Raw genomic sequence first — 15,666 nt, forward strand, 5'->3', positions numbered from 1 at the left:
GCGCACGACGCACGGCGCACGGCGCACGGCGCACGGCGCACGAAGCACGACGCACGGCGCACGGCGCACGGCGCACGGCGCACGACGCACGACGCACGGCGCACGACGCGCGCCGGCCAATCGGCTTTGGCGTGACGCAATCGCAGATAGCAGACAGCAGATTGAGGCGTACATCGGAGGCATGAACCATCTGTCCTGCGACCTCGGCATGTGTCGTCACTGAACCGGCTGGCGTTCATCAGCAAGAAGGCAATGCGCGCCTTCTTCCCCGCACATCACACCGCAGTGACAGCGCCACGCACGCACGACCCAAACGCCCCGCTGACACCGCTACATTCAGGCAAACCATTCACGATCGCGATAAAGTGGAGCCCTTGCGCACCGCACTGAAAGCACGCCCGCATCGAAGAACCGTGCGCTAGCTCGTGAAGGAGTTTGAATGCCGCACGTCCCGACTTCGCTTGCGTCGTCGTGGGGCGCGTGGGCCGTGTTCGTCAGCGTCCTCGCGACGCAACTTGGCGTGCCGGTCCCCGCCGCGCCGATGCTGATTCTCGCCGGCTCGCTCGTCGCGTCCGGCGAGTCGTCCTTTTGGCCGATGCTCGGCGCGGCCGTGCTCGCGGTGCTCATCGCCGATTCGCTCTGGTTCGCGGCAGGCCGTCTCTACGGCCGACGCTTCCTCAACTCGCTGGTGCGCTTCTCCCTCTCGATCGACTCCACGCTGCGCACCGCGCGTCGCTGGTTCGAACGCTTCGGCGTGCCGCTGCTCGCGTTGTCCAAGTTCGTTCCCGGACTCGGGCTCGTGTCGGCGCCGCTGCTAGGCACCACGCAGATCGACGTGCGCGTGTTCGTGTTGTGGGACTTGATCGGCGCGACCGCCTGGGCCAGTTTCTGGATTCTGGGCGGCGCGGCGCTGCAGGAGCAGATCGCGCGCCTCGTCGTGCTGGTTCGCGCGAACGGCGCGACCGTGATCGATATTCTCGTGCTCGCGGGCGTCGGTTTCATTCTGTATCGATGGGTGCGGCGCGTGCAGTTTCACCAGTGGCTGGAGAAGTATCACATCACGCCCGACCAGCTCGACGCCATGATGCAAAGCGATACGCCGCCCGTCATCTACGATGCACGGCCAATCGACATACGTCGCAAGGAGCCGTATCGCATTCCGGGCGCGGTCGCGCTGGATCTCGATTCCCCCGGCCGCGTCGATCAGTTGCTGTCGGAGCACGAAGTCGTCGTGTATTGCGTCTGCCCGAACGAAGCGACGGCCAAGTCTATCTCGCGTCGGCTGCGCGCCAAGGGTTTCACCAACGTGCGTCCGCTCAAGGGCGGCCTGGACGCGTGGGAGAAGCACGGCTATCCGATCGAATCCATTCCGCCGGAAAAGCCGCACGTCGATACGCACGAAGACAGCGACATGGACGACATGGTCACGATCCGCGCGACGGCGCCCGAGTAATCGAAACTCGGGCGGTCCTGCCGCGCCGGCTTACTCGGGTGATAGCCGCAAGCGCCCATGCTCCAGGTCGGCGCTCGAATAAAAATTCAAGCGTTCCCGCCGCGCCGGTTGACGAGCGCGATGCCCGCAAGCACCATCGCCGCGGCGACCATGAAGCGCGCGGTGAAGTGCTCGCCGAGCAGCAACACGCCGAAGGTCACACCGAAGATCGGCGTCAGAAACGAAAATACGGAGAGCCGCGACGCCATATAGCGCGTGAGCAGCCAGAACCAGGTCAGATAGCTCACGAACGCCACCACCACGGCCTGATAAACGAGACTTGCGATAGCGAGCGGCGGCAGCGCGTCGACATGGGTTTGTCCAGTGACGGCCGCGAGCGCGAGCAGCATGACCGCCGATACCGCGAGCTGATAGAAGAGCGTCTTGCTCGCACTCGTTCGCGAGAGTGACGAGGCGCGCACGACCACCGTCGTCGCGGCCCAGAAGAGGCCCGCCATGACGCCGAGCGCATCGCCTGCGATGCCGCGCAAGGTCGATGCGCTTTGCGGCGCGCCGTGCAGAAAACCATCCGCAAAGGCAAGCGCCATGCCGCAAAACGCGAGCATGATGCCGCACCACTGCGTGCGCGCAAGCCGCTCGCCGGCGACGAACCAATGCAGGCCAAGTGCGGTGAAACAGGGCGCGGTATAGAGAAAGACGGCCATGCGCGAGGCTGTCGTGAGACTCAGGCCGAAGAAAATGCAGACGAATTCACCGCCGAACAATATGCCGGCAAGGATTCCGGCGGGCAGGGTATCGTCGCGCTGAAAGAGCGGCACGCCGCGCGTGCGCGTCCAGATCAACACCAGAAAAGTGGCGATGAGCGAGCGTACGCCCGCTTGCAGCATCGGCGGAATGAAGCTGTTCGCTTCCTTGATGGCGACTTGCTGAAAGCCCCACACGCCGCACAGCGCAATCATCACGGCGACGGCCGTGAGGTCGGGCGCGCGGCGCAGGGCGAAAGAGGATGTGCTCATGTTCACGCATCGACGTCGCACTGTTTTGGAGCGTCGATTGTGCCAGCGAAGTGGTGACGCTGCGCGTGAAAAACCAGAAGTAGCACGACGGTGATGCGAAAGCGTGACCGGCCTTACGTTCGAGCGCGATGATTACGGCCGGCTTAGCCGTGGTCGGTCGTGCGCCCACAGCCTGACGTTCGAACACGCCGAGTTCGGCTTGACGACAAGCGCCGTCGTGCGCAAGCGCACGTCGTTTGGAAGCGGTAAGCACGGTCTGCTTGAGCAAACGGCATCACTTCGCCGCTTCCGATTGCCGCAATTGCCCTAAATCGAACGTCCAACGTCGGACGTCGATCAAGAATGTTTTTCGATCAACTCGACCTTGTACCCGTCCGGGTCTTCGACGAACGCGATCACCGTCGTGCCGCCCTTCACCGGGCCGGCTTCGCGCGTGACCTTGCCGCCGGCTTCGCGGATACGGTTGCACGCGTCGGCGGCGCTGTCCACTTCCAGCGCGATATGACCATATGCCGTGCCCATCTCGTACTTCTCGACGCCCCAGTTGTAGGTCAGCTCGAGCACGCTGGTCTCGCTCTCATCGCCGTAACCGACGAACGCGAGCGTGTACTTGTACTCGGTGTTCTCGCTTTGACGCAGCACTTTCATGCCGAGAATGCGCGTATAGAAATCGATGGAACGTTGCAGATCGCCGACGCGCAGCATCGTGTGAAGGAGTCGCATGGTGGGGTTCCTGTTGTTTGATTGCGAAAAGACGACGCGCCCGGTTCGTTTTTATCGATTGGTCGGGCGGCGCGGTTCTCGTCTCGAATTGTACCGGGCACCCGCGGCGCGCGCTGACGGGCGCTCAAAGCGCGGGCAGCAGATCCGGCGGATGATGCTTGAGCGTATGCCGGGCTTCGCGGAACTCGGGAAAGATGGATTCGACGGTCTGCCAGAAACGCGGACTGTGGTTCATCTCGCGCAGATGCGCAAGCTCGTGCGCGACCACATAGTCGATGATCGACATCGGAAAATGAATGAGCCGCCAGTTCAGGCGAATCTTGCCATCGCTCGAACAACTGCCCCAGCGCGTCGCCGCCGACGAAAGCGCATACGCCCGGTATTCCACGCCGAGCTTTCGTGCATAGACCGCGAGCTGCTCGCCGAAGATGCGCTTCGCTTCGCTTTGCAGCCAGCCTTGCACGCGGTCCTTGATCTGCTGCGCATCCGCGAGTGCGGGAAGCGGCACACGCAGCACGCCGGTCTCGTCATCGAACGAAAGCGATCCCGCGCCCGCGTTCAGCGCCACGCGTATGGTCTTGCCGAGATACGGAAACTGCGCGCCGTCTTTCCAGTCGATGCGCGGCAACGCGCGCTCTTCCACACGCGTCTGCCATTCGGTCAGCTTCTTGAAGATCCAGCTTTGCTTGCCGCCGATCGCGCTTTCGATATCGGCGATCGTCACCCAGCGCGGCGCGGTAATGGTGAGTCCGGTGCCATCGATGCAAAAGCCGATGGTGCGCCGCGCCGACCGCTTCAGCCTATAGTCGAGCGCGCGCGCACCCAGGACGATGCGGCGCTGACGCACGCCTTCCGGCAGTGGTGCGCTTGAAGGAGGAACTTCGCCGCGCAGAGGCGCGGGCGCCGTGGATGGCGCACAGAACTCGGGCGCATGCTCGAACGGTAGATCGAGTTGCAGGGTATCGAGCGCGACGGCGGGGCGCTGTCGCGAAGGTTGCTTCTGCATCGGCTCGGCTTTGCGCTCCCGGCGCAGGAATGACGAGAAGAACGAGAAAGGCACGCCGCGGCTCGATCGGATGCGAATGCGAACGACCGCGTCAGCGGCCAGCGCCCGCCGCGCCAGGTTCACCCGGTCGCACGTCGGGCGTCGCATACGCGAGCGGATCGATGCGGCGCATCTCCATTTCGATCCAGCTCTCGACTCGCGTGTTCACTTCCTCGGGCGTGAGTCCGGCAGTGTCGATCGGCTGGCCAATCGACACCGTGACTATACCCGGATATTTGATGAACGAATTACGCGGCCAGAGCCGCCCCGCGTTATGCGCGATAGGCACGACCGGCGCGCCCGTCGCCACCGCGAAGCGCGCGCCGCCCGTCTTGTACTTGCCCTGCGTGCCGGTGCGTGTGCGCGTGCCTTCCGGAAACATGATGACCCACGCGCCTTCGTCCATGCGCGCACGGCCTTGCCGCGCGACGGAAACGAACGCATCGCGGCCTTGCTTGCGGTCGATATGCACCATCTTCAGGAGTCCGAGCGCCCAGCCGAAGAATGGCACATAGAGCAGCTCGCGCTTGAACACATAGCAGAGCGGACGCGGCATGAGCGCCGGAAACGCGAGCGTCTCCCAAGCCGATTGATGCTTCGACAACAGCACCGCCGGACCATGCGGCAGATTCTCCATGCCGACGATCTCGTAGCGAATGCCGACCAGATAGCGCAACACGACGATGGTCGACTTGCACCAGCCGGCCGCCATCCAGTAACGCTTGTCGGCCCGCATGAAGGGGAACGCGATGAAGCACGCGGTCGCGTACGGCACGGTGTACGCGACGAAGTAGAGCGTCAACAGCAACGAACGGATGAAGCGCATGGAAGGTCAGTGATGCGGCGGCCGGTCAGTCACGATGCCGCGCGAGATAGTCGAGCGCAAAGGCGCGCAGATCCTTGTGAACGCTTAAGCCTTCGGGCAGATTGCCTTCCGCGAGCGTAATCGGTCCCTTGCCGGTCAGAACGAGATGCACGGGAAAGCCGAGCGCCGCGCCGGCTTGCAGGTCGCGCAGCGAGTCGCCGACGACCGGCGTGTCTTCCGGGTCGATCTCGAAGCGCTCGATGATCTGCTGCAACATGCCAGGCTTCGGCTTCCTGCAATCGCACTGGTCTTCGGCCGTATGCGGACAAAAGAAGATGGCGTCGATACGCCCGCCGACTGCCGCCGCCGCGCGATTCATCTTCTGATGCATGGCGTTGAGCGCGGCCATGTCGAACAGGCCGCGCCCGATCCCCGACTGATTCGATGCGATCGCCACGCGAAAACCGGCCTGATTCAGCCGCGCGATGGCTTCGAGACTGCCGGGAATGGCGACCCATTCGTCCGGCGACTTGATGAAGGCATCGGAGTCGACGTTGATGACGCCGTCGCGATCGAGAATGACCAGTTTGCGATTCATCGTCGTCATGCGGCCAGTTTGGAGATGTCCGCGACGCAGTTCATCTGCTGATGCAATGCGTTGAGGAGCGCGAGGCGGTTGTTACGCAACGCCGCGTCTTCCGCGTTCACCATCACGTCGTTGAAGAATGTGTCGACGGGAGCGCGAAGGGCGGCGAGCGCGGTCAGCGCTTCGGTGTAGTTGCGTGCGGCGAGCTGGCTCTGCACGCGCGGCGTGACACTTTCGATTTGCGCGTAAAGGTCTTTCTCCGCAGCCTCGACGAGCAGTTCCGGATTGACCGCCGTCGGCACGCCTTGCTCGGACTTCCTGAGAATGTTCGAGATGCGCTTGTTGGCCGCCGCGAGCGATGCCGCCTCCGGCAACGAGGCGAATTCGCGCACGGCATCCAGGCGCGCGACGATGTCGTCGAGACGCGTAGGATTCAGGCTCAGCACGGCGTCGATTTCGCTCGCGTTGAAGCCGCGTTCGCGCAGAAGACCACGCAGACGATCGAGGAAGAACGCGTAGATTGCTTCGGTCGAATCCGCGACTTGCGGCATGCCGGCGAATTGGCGCTGGGCCGCGTTGACGAGCTCGCGCAGGTCGATCGGCATCTTCTTTTCGAGCAGGATGCGCAGCACGCCGAGCGCATGACGGCGCAGCGCGAACGGATCTTTCTCGCCCGTCGGCGCAAGGCCGATGCCCCAGATGCCGACGATGGTTTCCAGCTTGTCCGCGAGCGCCACCGCGCAACCGACGCCGGTGGACGGCGTGTCGTCGCCCGAGAAACGCGGCTGATAGTGCTCCGAGCATGCGAGCGCCACTTCCTCCGGTTCGCCGTCGTGGCGTGCGTAGTACGTGCCCATCGTGCCCTGCAATTCGGGAAATTCGCCGACCATGTCGGTGAGCAAGTCCGCCTTCGCAAGACGCGCGGCGCGGCGCGTGAGCGCGGCATCGACACCGACGAGCGGCGCGATCTCGCCCGCGAGCGCTTCGAGACGCTCCACGCGCTGCAAGGCCGAGCCGAGCTTGTTGTGATAGACGACGTTCGCAAGTTGCGGCACGCGGTCTTCGAGGCGCTTCTTCTTGTCCTGCGTGAAGAAGAACTTGGCATCGGCGAGACGCGGACGCACCACGCGCTCGTTGCCTTCGATGATCTCGCCGGGCGTCTTCGTATCGATATTGGAGACGATCAGAAAGCGCGAGCGCAGCTTGCCGTCCTGGTTCGTGAGCGCGAAATATTTCTGGTTGGTCTGCATCGTGAGGATGAGACATTCCTGCGGCACTTGCAGGAACTCATCGTCGAAACGGCACTGATACACGACCGGCCATTCGACCAGCGCGTTCACTTCGTCGAGCAGCGCTTCGGGCATCACGACGCGATCTTCACCCGCGAACGCCTGCAATTGCGTGCGAATGGATTCGCGGCGGTCGTCGAAATTGGCGACGACATGGCCCTTGGTGCGCAGCGTTTCGGCATAGTCGTCCGCGCGAGCGATCGCAACGAAGCCTTCCGACATGAAGCGATGACCGATGGTCGTGTCGCCCGCATCGACGCCGAGCGCGCTGACCGGCACGATATCGCGGCCATGCAACGCGACCAGACGCTGCACCGGACGCACGAACTGCACGCTCGCGCCGTCCGGACGCTGATACGTCATGACCTTTGGAATCGGCAACTTGGCCAAGGTTTCGTCGAGCGCGGCTTGCAAGCCTTCGGTGAGCGTTGCGCCCGGCGCCGCGTAGCGCAGGAAGAACGCTTCGGCCTTGCCGTCCTGCGCGCGTTCGAGTTCGCCAATGGGGAAGTCGGGAAAGCCGAGCGCCGCGAGCTTCTTGGCGAGCGGCGGCGTGGGATTGCCGCTCGCGTCGAGCGCGACGGTCACGGGCAGCACCTTCTCGCGCACCTGCTTTTCCGGGGCGACGTTGCGCACGTTTTCGATCAGCACGGCGAGCCGGCGCGGCGTGGCGTATTTTTCGAACGAAGCCGCGCCTTCGATCAGATCGCGCGCGGCCAGACGCTCGACGATGCCTTCGGCGAAAGCGGTGCCGAGACGCGCGAGCGCCTTCGGTGGCAGTTCTTCGGTCAACAGCTCGACGAGCAGAGAAGCGGAAGTGGATTGCGTCATTGTTCTGTCGTCTCTCGTCAAGCTTGTTCGGTGTTGCCGGGATTGCTTTCGACTTTCAACGCGGGCGCCCAGGCGGGACGTGCCGCTTCCTCGCTGTCGGTGATGAGCCCGGCTGCGGCGTGCACCGGATTGCCGAGCATCGGGAAGCCGAGCGCTTCGCGCGAATCGTAATACGCCTGCGCGACGAGTCGTGACAACGCGCGGATGCGGCCGATATACGCCGCGCGCTCCGTCACGGAAATGGCGCCGCGCGCATCGAGCAGATTGAATGTGTGGCCGGCCTTGAGCACGAGTTCGTAGGCGGGCAGCGCGAGCTTCGCTTCGATCATCTTTTTCGCTTCGGCTTCGTAGCTATTGAAGAAGGTGAAAAGCAGATCGACGTTCGCGTGTTCGAAGTTATACGTGGACTGTTCGACTTCGTTCTGGTGATAGACATCGCCATACGTAAGGCGCCGCAGTTCGCGGCCATTCGGGCCGTCTTCCTGCCATTCGGTCCAGATGAGGTCATAGACGTTATCGACCTTTTGCAGATACATCGCGAGACGTTCCAGACCGTAGGTGATTTCGCCGAGCACCGGCTTGCAGTCGAGACCGCCTGCTTGCTGGAAGTACGTGAACTGCGTGACTTCCATGCCGTTCAGCCAGACTTCCCAGCCGAGACCCCAAGCGCCGAGCGTGGGATTTTCCCAGTCGTCTTCGACGAAGCGCACGTCGTTCTGCTTCAGATCGAAGCCGAGCGCTTCGAGCGAGCCGAGGTAGAGATCGAGGATATTTTCCGGCGCGGGCTTGAGCACCACTTGATACTGATAGTAGTGCTGCAGGCGGTTCGGGTTCTCGCCATAGCGGCCGTCCTTGGGGCGGCGCGACGGCTGCACGTAGGCGGCACGCCACGGTTCCGGGCCGATGGCGCGCAAAAACGTATGAACGTGCGAGGTGCCGGCGCCGACTTCCATGTCGATCGGCTGAAGAAGCGCGCAGCCCTTGTCGTTCCAGTAGGACTGCAGCGTCAGGATGATTTGCTGAAAGGTGAGCATGATTGCCTTTGATGCGGACCGGACGCGGCCGTGGACGCAGACGTCATGGTGCTCGTGACGGCACGGACCCGAGGCTCGGCGGAATACCGAAACTCTCGATTCTAGCGTATGGCGGGGTGGGGGAGCTCGCGTATGGGTTCCGAGCGCGGATAGGGTGTTGGACCGATCCCATGCGCGGTGAGCCTTCGCATTACGCGGCAGCTTGGATCGATGCGGCGCGCGCACCGGCATGAGCGCACGCCGCAGTCGCATTTACGAGCGTTTTCTCCCCGGCGCAAACGCAAATGCCAACGCCAGCAACAACAGCGAAACGGCAATCACGGTGACGTTCCCGCTCGTCACATAAGGCGTGCGCCCCGACATTCCCTGCACCGTCGCCTCCAGCACGCCTGTCGTGAACGTCGGCAGACGCGAGACGATATCGCCGTTCGCCGCGATCACCGCGGTCATTCCCGTGTTGGTCGCGCGCAGCATTGGCCGGCCGGTTTCGATCGAACGCATGCGTGCGATCTGCAAGTGCTGGTCGAGCGCGATCGTATTGCCGAACCACGCGAGATTGGTCGAGTTCACCAGCACGCCCGCAGGCGCTTCCTGCTCGCGGATCGTATGCGCGATCTCTTCGCCGAAAATGTCCTCGTAGCAGATATCGACGGCTACGGGCTGGTTATGCACGAAAAACGCCTTCTGCGCGATCGGCCCGCGCGCGAGATCGCCGAGCGGAATGCCCATCAGTTGCACGAACCAATGAAACCCGAGCGGCACGAATTCGCCGAACGGCACGAGATGATGCTTGTCGTAGCGATAGACATCGAGCGTTCCCGGCGTGATGCCGAAAAGACTGTTCGTGAAGTCGGTCACGCGGCCATCGGGCAGAACCGTTACGCCAATTGCACCGAACAGGATCGATGACTTCGTATTGTCGGCGAAGCTGCGAATCTTGGCGGCGAAATCATGCGGCACCTGAACAGCCAGCACCGGCAGCGCGGTTTCGGGTGTCACGATGAGATCGGCGGATTTCTCCGTGATGAGCCGCTCATAAAGCGCGAGCGATGCATCCACGCCCGCCTGTTCGAACTTCATCTCCTGTTTGACATTGCCTTGCAGGAGCCGCACGGTGAGCGGCGCGTTGGCGGGCGTCGTCCATTGCACGAGCGAGAGCAGCATGCCGGCGACGATCAGAGCGAGCGCAACCGCGCCCGGTACAAAACGCGCAGCGCGCGCTCGGCTGACTTGATAGACCGTTTGAACGATCAGCGCGGCGACGAGCGCCAGCACCCATGCGACGCCATATACACCGACGACCGAACCGAAGCCCGCGAGCGGTCCATCGACTTGCGCATAGCCGCTTGCGAGCCACGGAAAGCCCGTGAACACGAGCCCGCGCAACCACTCGCCGATAGCCCACGCGCTCGCGAAGGCGAACGCGCCGTGCCAGGTGGGCACATAGCGCGACGCGGTTTCGATATCTTGCACGGTGGCCGCGTCTTCATCGCCGAAACGCGCGCGCCCTGCGACGAGCGCCCAGAGCGCGCTCGATAACGCCGGATACATCGCGAGATACAGGCAAAAGAGCGCGACTGCGGCCGCCGCGAGCGGCGCGGCCATGCCGCCGTACACATGCATGCTGACATAGAGCCACCACACGCCCGTGACGAAATTGCCGAAACCGAACGCCCAGCCGGTTGCCGCCGCGCTCTTCCAACTGGTCGTGCGTGAGAGCCACGCGAAGAACAGCGTGAAGAGCAGGAGCTCGATCCAGCCGCCATGCGGCGTCGGCGCGAACGAAAGCGTGTTGGCCGCGCCGAGCACGGCGGCCACGAGGTAATGCCAGAAGGGAAGAGCGCGGGGCGTATTGCCGGTTGCGGATTCAGATGCCGCGCGTCGGCGCGAGAGAAGACGGAACGATGAGTCGGTCATGGAATACGTGATTGACGGCGGAGCCGTGCGGGAGCGGAGGCGTGGTTGTGGTTTGCGATCGAGACTTTATCAATCGCGCACCCCTCAATCCCGCAGCTCATCCTCGTCATCGGCATCATGCCGGCGATGCTGCGCCACGCTCGGCACGCGCCTCACGAGCAGCACGTGAATCTGCCGCGCATCGCCACGCAGTATCTCGAACACGAAGTCGTCGATGCGCACCTTCTCGCCGCGATGCGGCACGCGCCCGAAACGATGCGTGACGAGCCCGCCGATGGTGTCCACTTCCTCGTCGGAAAAGTCGCTGCCGAATTGCTCGTTGAATTGTTCGATGCCCGTCAGCGCGCGCACCCGATACTTTCCGTCCGGCGACGCGATGATATTGCCCGCTTCCTCGTCGAAATCGTATTCGTCCTCGATATCGCCGACGATCTGCTCCAGCACGTCTTCGATGGTGATGAGGCCCGCGACGCCGCCGTATTCATCGACGACGATGGCAATGTGATTGCGGTTCACACGAAAGTCGTGCAGCAGCACGTTCAGACGTTTCGATTCCGGAATGAATACGGCGGGGCGCAGCATGCCGCGCACATCGAACTCTTCTTCCGCGTAATAACGCAGCAAATCCTTCGCGAGCAGGACGCCGATGATGTTGTCGCGATTGCCCTCGAACACCGGATAGCGCGAGTGTGCTTTTTCCAGCACGAACGGGATGAATTCCGCGGGCGTTTCGGCGATGTTGATGGCGTCCATCTGGGCGCGCGGCACCATGATGTCGCGCGCGCAGAGATCGGACACCTGAAAGACGCCTTCGATCATCGAAAGCGAATCGGCGTCGAGCAGGTTGCGTTCGTGCGCGTCCTGCAGCACTTCGAGAAGCTCGTCGCGCGACTCGGGTTCGTGCGAGATGAAGTCGGTCAGGCGTTCGAGCAACGAGCGCTTTTCCGGCGGTTTTTCGGAGTGTCGTCGACTGGGATAGGGTTCGTTCATAGCGGAGCGCCCGGGAATGCCCGGGCGCGTTTTAGCGGAAAGTTAAGCATACACCAAGGAAAATAGCGGCCGGGGTGAAGCGGCGCGCGCGCTTCTCCTGCGAAGGAGATGCTAGCCGAGAATTATGCGAGATGTGTGTCTCGTGCGCGGATTGGCCATCCGGACGATCTTCGTACGATGCCCGAGCGCGCGCCTTCACTCCGCGTTTTGCCCCTTGCAGCGCCGCAACAGCGCTTCCAGCGCGCGGTCCGGCATGCCGCTTTCGCGCAGCGCCACGACCGTGCGGCTCACGTAATCGAGCGTCGTGCCATAACGGCCGCTCGCGCAGCCGAGCACGGTCCGAACGATCGGGTCCGCGAGCTTGCCCGTGTACGACACCACGTCGCGACGCATCACGAAGGCAAGCGCATCGACGCGCCGGCCGTCGATCAGCGTGCACGGCAGCCACGCGGGACGGTATGAGCCCATTGCCATTTCGCGTCGCCAGAGCACTTCGAGATGTTCGTGCGCCTCGGTTCCGGACAGGCGAAACGCCATGCCGGTGCACGAGCCGCCGCGATCGAGCGCGAGCACGAGGCCCGGCTGTTCCGGCGTGCCGCGATTCACACGCGACCACAAATAGAGCCCGCGATGATACCCATGCACCTTGCCGCGCACGGCTTCGAGCGTCGGCAAGCCGGGGTTCCAGATGAGCGATCCATAGCCGAAAAGCCAGATGTCGGATTTGCCGTCCCAATCGGCGAAAGTCACCGCGCGCGAGGCGGCGAGCTCCTCGTCGGTGAGAAGCGCGGAGTTGCCCAGCACCGGCGGATAGTCGGGGCACGGCGTGGCGGGTTCGTAAAAGGGCGTGGGTTCAGGCGTCTTGTCGTTCACGGCGCGTGGCAAGGCATCTCGATGAAGACCGGGGATCAGACGAGCGGCACGTAGGGATCGGTGAAACCCAGAGACTGCATGATATCCGTCTCGATCGATTCCATCTCTTCCGCCTCGCTTTCGACCTCGTGGTCATAGCCTTGCGCATGCAGCGTGCCATGCACGATGAGATGCGCGTAATGCGCGGCGAGCGGCTTGCCTTGCTCGGCGGCCTCGCGCTCGACGACCGGGCAGCAAAGAATGAGATCGCCGGCGACCGGATCTTCTTCCGACTCGGCATAGGCAAAGGTCAGCACATTGGTCGCGTAATCCTTTTGCCGATACGTCCGGTTCAGCATGCGGCCTTCTGCTTCATCGACGAAACGCACGGTCAATTCGGCGTCAGCGAAGAGCGAAGCCTTGATCCAGCGCGCAACCGTCGCACGCGGCAACAGCGCCTTGTGCGACGGATACGCTTTCGCGGCAGGAAACTGCAGCGTCAAAGTGAGGCGAGGCATGACTTCACTCGGACCTTTGCCGCGCTTCCGCGATTGCCGCATCTTTTTGCGATTGCGCGTCGTAAGCCTCGACGATACGCGCGACCAGCGGATGGCGCACCACGTCCGCCGACGTGAAGTGCGTGATCGCGATGCCGCGCACTTCCGCCAGCACATGCTGCGCTTCGATCAGGCCGCTCTTGTGTCCGCGCGGCAAATCGACCTGCGTGGTGTCGCCGGTTACGACCGCCTTCGAGCCGAAGCCGATACGCGTGAGGAACATCTTCATCTGTTCGGGCGTGGTGTTTTGCGCCTCGTCGAGAATGATGAACGCGTGGTTCAGCGTGCGCCCGCGCATGTAGGCGAGCGGCGCGATTTCGATCATCTGGCGCTCGAACATCTTGGCGGTCTTGTCGAAGCCGAGCAGGTCGTAGAGCGCGTCATAGAGCGGGCGCAGATACGGATCGACCTTTTGCGCGAGGTCGCCCGGCAGGAAGCCGAGCCGCTCGCCCGCTTCCACGGCGGGTCGCGTAAGCACGATGCGCTTGACCTGATCGCGTTCGAGCGCGTCCACCGCGCAGGCAACCGCGAGATAAGTCTTGCCCGTGCCCGCCGGCCCGATGCCGAAGGTCACGTCGTGCGCGATGATCTGCTTCAGATAATCGCGTTGCGCGGGCGTGCGGCCGCGCAAATCGGCGCGGCGCGTGTAGAGCTTGGGACCGTGGTCTTCTTCGTCGCCCAGGTCGATGGTGGCGCTGGGTTCGTCGAAGGGGTGGTCCGGATCGCCGCGAAAACGCGGATCGATCGGCGCTTCTTCTTCCTTCGCCTTCGCGCGGCGCGTTGCGTGGCGCGCTTCGACCAGCGCGAGCTGGATGTCGTCCACCGAGAGCGGATCGCGCGCGCGGTTGTAGAAGTTTTCGAGCGCGGTAAGCGCGACCTTTGCGCCACGGCCGCGAATGGCGATCTTGTGGCCGCGCCGCGAAAGCGTCACGTCGAGCGCCTGCTCGATTTGCCGCAGGTTCTCGTCGAGCGGACCGCAGAGGTTGGCGAGCCGCGCGTTGTCATCGCGCGGAGCGGTGAATTCCAGATGCTGCTGAGGAGCGTTCTTCAAGGCGAAGGGGGTGTCCTTAACTTAGTTGGCCAACTCGGGCGTCGCCGCCGTATCCGGCGCGAGCACCAGTGCGCCGCGCAACGAGTGCGGGTACGCGTGATTGATCTCGACGTCGATCATTTGGCCGATCAGGCGCTTGTGAGCCGAAAGCGGCGCCGGGAAATTGACCACGCGATTGTTCTGCGTGCGCCCGGCGAGCTCGCTCGGGTCCTTGCGCGACGGGCCTTCCACGAGAATACGCTGCACCGAGCCGAGCATGGAATTGCTGATCTTGACGACGTTTTCCTCGATAGTCGCCTGCAAATGTTGCAAGCGCTTGAGTTTGACTTCGCGCGGCGTGTCGTCGTGCAGATTCGCGGCGGGCGTGCCGGGACGCGGGCTGTAGATGAACGAGAAACTCGTGTCGTAGCTCATCTCGTGAATGAGCGCCATCATCTTGTTGAAATCGTCTTCGGTTTCGCCGGGGAAGCCGACGATGAAATCCGTCGACAGCGAAAGGTCCGGGCGAATGGCGCGCAGCTTGCGGATCACCGATTTGTACTCGAGCACGGTATAGCCGCGCTTCATCGCCATGAGAATGCGGTCGGAACCATGCTGCACCGGCAAATGCAAATGGCTCACGAGCTTCGGCACCTTGGCGTAGGTATCGATGAGGCGCTGCGTGAATTCCTTCGGATGCGACGTCGTATAGCGAATGCGCTCGATGCCCGGCACTTCCGCGACATACTCGATGAGCGTGGCGAAGTCGGCGATTTCCTGCGAACCGAGCGTCAGCGCGCCGCGATAAGCGTTCACGTTCTGGCCGAGCAGCGTGACTTCGCGCACGCCCTGGTCTGCCAGGCCGGCGATTTCGGTGAGCACGTCGTCGAGCGGGCGCGAGACTTCCTCGCCGCGCGTGTAGGGCACGACGCAATAGCTGCAATACTTGCTGCAGCCTTCCATGATCGATACGAACGCGCTCGGGCCTTCGACGCGCGCGGGCGGCAAGTGATCGAACTTTTCGATTTCCGGAAACGAGATGTCCACCTGCGCGCGGCCGGTCGTGCGGCGCTTGTCGATCATGGCGGGCAGGCGATGCAGCGTTTGCGGACCGAACACGAGATCCACGTAAGGTGCGCGCGAAACGATGGACGCACCTTCCTGGCTCGCGACACAACCGCCTACGCCGATCAGCAGATTCGGGTTTGCTTCCTTCAATTCGCGCACGCGGCCGAGGTCGGAGAACACTTTTTCCTGGGCCTTCTCGCGCACCGAGCACGTGTTGAACAGGATGACGTCCGCATCTTCAGGCGTGTCGGTCTTGACGAGCCCTTCCGCCGCGCCGAGCACGTCGACCATCTTGTCGGAGTCGTACTCGTTCATCTGGCAGCCGAAGGTCTTTACATATACTTTCTTGGTCATGAATGGTCGCCGGTCGCAGTGGTTAACCTGGGGGCGCTAAAAGAGATTGAGAGGGTTTTGCGCGTGAGTGCCGCGCTTTTGCAGCAATCTGCACGGCTTCTACTTGTAATTAGGCCGAT

The 15,666-nt window shown here is 63.1% G+C and carries 14 protein-coding genes; 1 reads left to right on the forward strand and 13 read right to left on the reverse strand.

Features of this window, described 5'->3' with window-relative positions; translation table 11 throughout:
• Positions 1-439 precede the first annotated feature (439 nt).
• Positions 440-1,453 carry a DedA family protein/thiosulfate sulfurtransferase GlpE gene (locus NCT03_RS02120; protein WP_244827051.1) on the forward strand — a complete coding sequence of 338 codons (1,014 nt, stop codon included), beginning with the start codon at positions 440-442 and terminating at the stop codon, positions 1,451-1,453.
• An 86-nt stretch (positions 1,454-1,539) separates the two neighbouring features.
• Here NCT03_RS02120 and NCT03_RS02125 read toward each other — a convergent pair whose 3' ends face one another.
• From NCT03_RS02125 to miaB, 13 genes are all read right to left on the reverse strand, one after another.
• On the reverse strand, positions 1,540-2,469 hold the full coding sequence (locus NCT03_RS02125; protein WP_250491808.1) for a DMT family transporter: 930 nt from the start codon (positions 2,467-2,469) through the stop codon (positions 1,540-1,542).
• Between the two features lie 336 nt (positions 2,470-2,805).
• Positions 2,806-3,192 carry a lactoylglutathione lyase gene (gloA, locus tag NCT03_RS02130; protein WP_244827053.1) on the reverse strand — a complete coding sequence of 129 codons (387 nt, stop codon included), beginning with the start codon at positions 3,190-3,192 and terminating at the stop codon, positions 2,806-2,808.
• 124 nt (positions 3,193-3,316) lie between these two features.
• Entirely contained in the window at positions 3,317-4,198 is an 882-nt protein-coding gene (locus NCT03_RS02135; RefSeq protein ID WP_244827054.1) for a M48 family metallopeptidase, read from the reverse strand.
• A 91-nt stretch (positions 4,199-4,289) separates the two neighbouring features.
• Positions 4,290-5,063 carry a lysophospholipid acyltransferase family protein gene (locus NCT03_RS02140; protein WP_250491809.1) on the reverse strand — a complete coding sequence of 258 codons (774 nt, stop codon included), beginning with the start codon at positions 5,061-5,063 and terminating at the stop codon, positions 4,290-4,292.
• A 25-nt stretch (positions 5,064-5,088) separates the two neighbouring features.
• Positions 5,089-5,649, reverse strand: coding sequence for a D-glycero-beta-D-manno-heptose 1,7-bisphosphate 7-phosphatase (gmhB, locus tag NCT03_RS02145; protein WP_250463113.1), 561 nt, complete (start codon positions 5,647-5,649; stop codon positions 5,089-5,091).
• Entirely contained in the window at positions 5,646-7,745 is a 2,100-nt protein-coding gene (glyS, locus tag NCT03_RS02150) for a glycine--tRNA ligase subunit beta (RefSeq protein WP_250491810.1), read from the reverse strand. The genes gmhB and glyS overlap by 4 nt, the downstream gene beginning before the upstream one ends.
• A 17-nt stretch (positions 7,746-7,762) precedes the next feature.
• Positions 7,763-8,779, reverse strand: coding sequence for a glycine--tRNA ligase subunit alpha (gene glyQ / locus NCT03_RS02155; protein ID WP_244827058.1), 1,017 nt, complete (start codon positions 8,777-8,779; stop codon positions 7,763-7,765).
• Positions 8,780-9,031: 252 nt separating this feature from the next.
• Entirely contained in the window at positions 9,032-10,696 is a 1,665-nt protein-coding gene (gene lnt / locus NCT03_RS02160; RefSeq protein WP_250491811.1) for an apolipoprotein N-acyltransferase, read from the reverse strand.
• 84 nt (positions 10,697-10,780) lie between these two features.
• Positions 10,781-11,686: a CorC family transporter gene (locus NCT03_RS02165; protein WP_244827060.1), complete on the reverse strand. Its 906-nt coding sequence runs from the start codon at positions 11,684-11,686 to the stop codon at positions 10,781-10,783.
• A gap of 195 nt (positions 11,687-11,881) precedes the next feature.
• The gene (locus tag NCT03_RS02170; RefSeq protein ID WP_244827959.1) at positions 11,882-12,559 is read right to left on the reverse strand and encodes a gamma-glutamylcyclotransferase; all 678 of its coding nucleotides are present in this window, start codon (positions 12,557-12,559) and stop codon (positions 11,882-11,884) included.
• Between the two features lie 35 nt (positions 12,560-12,594).
• Positions 12,595-13,056, reverse strand: coding sequence for an rRNA maturation RNase YbeY (gene ybeY, locus NCT03_RS02175; protein WP_244827061.1), 462 nt, complete (start codon positions 13,054-13,056; stop codon positions 12,595-12,597).
• A 4-nt stretch (positions 13,057-13,060) separates the two neighbouring features.
• Positions 13,061-14,146, reverse strand: coding sequence for a PhoH family protein (locus NCT03_RS02180; protein ID WP_250463127.1), 1,086 nt, complete (start codon positions 14,144-14,146; stop codon positions 13,061-13,063).
• A gap of 21 nt (positions 14,147-14,167) precedes the next feature.
• Positions 14,168-15,547, reverse strand: a complete 1,380-nt coding sequence (miaB, locus tag NCT03_RS02185; protein WP_250491812.1) for a tRNA (N6-isopentenyl adenosine(37)-C2)-methylthiotransferase MiaB — start codon at positions 15,545-15,547, stop codon at positions 14,168-14,170.
• Positions 15,548-15,666 lie beyond the last annotated feature (119 nt).

The sequence above is a fragment of the Caballeronia sp. GAWG1-1 genome (assembly GCF_023631465.1).
In the GTDB taxonomy this organism is placed as follows: Bacteria; Pseudomonadota; Gammaproteobacteria; order Burkholderiales; family Burkholderiaceae; genus Caballeronia.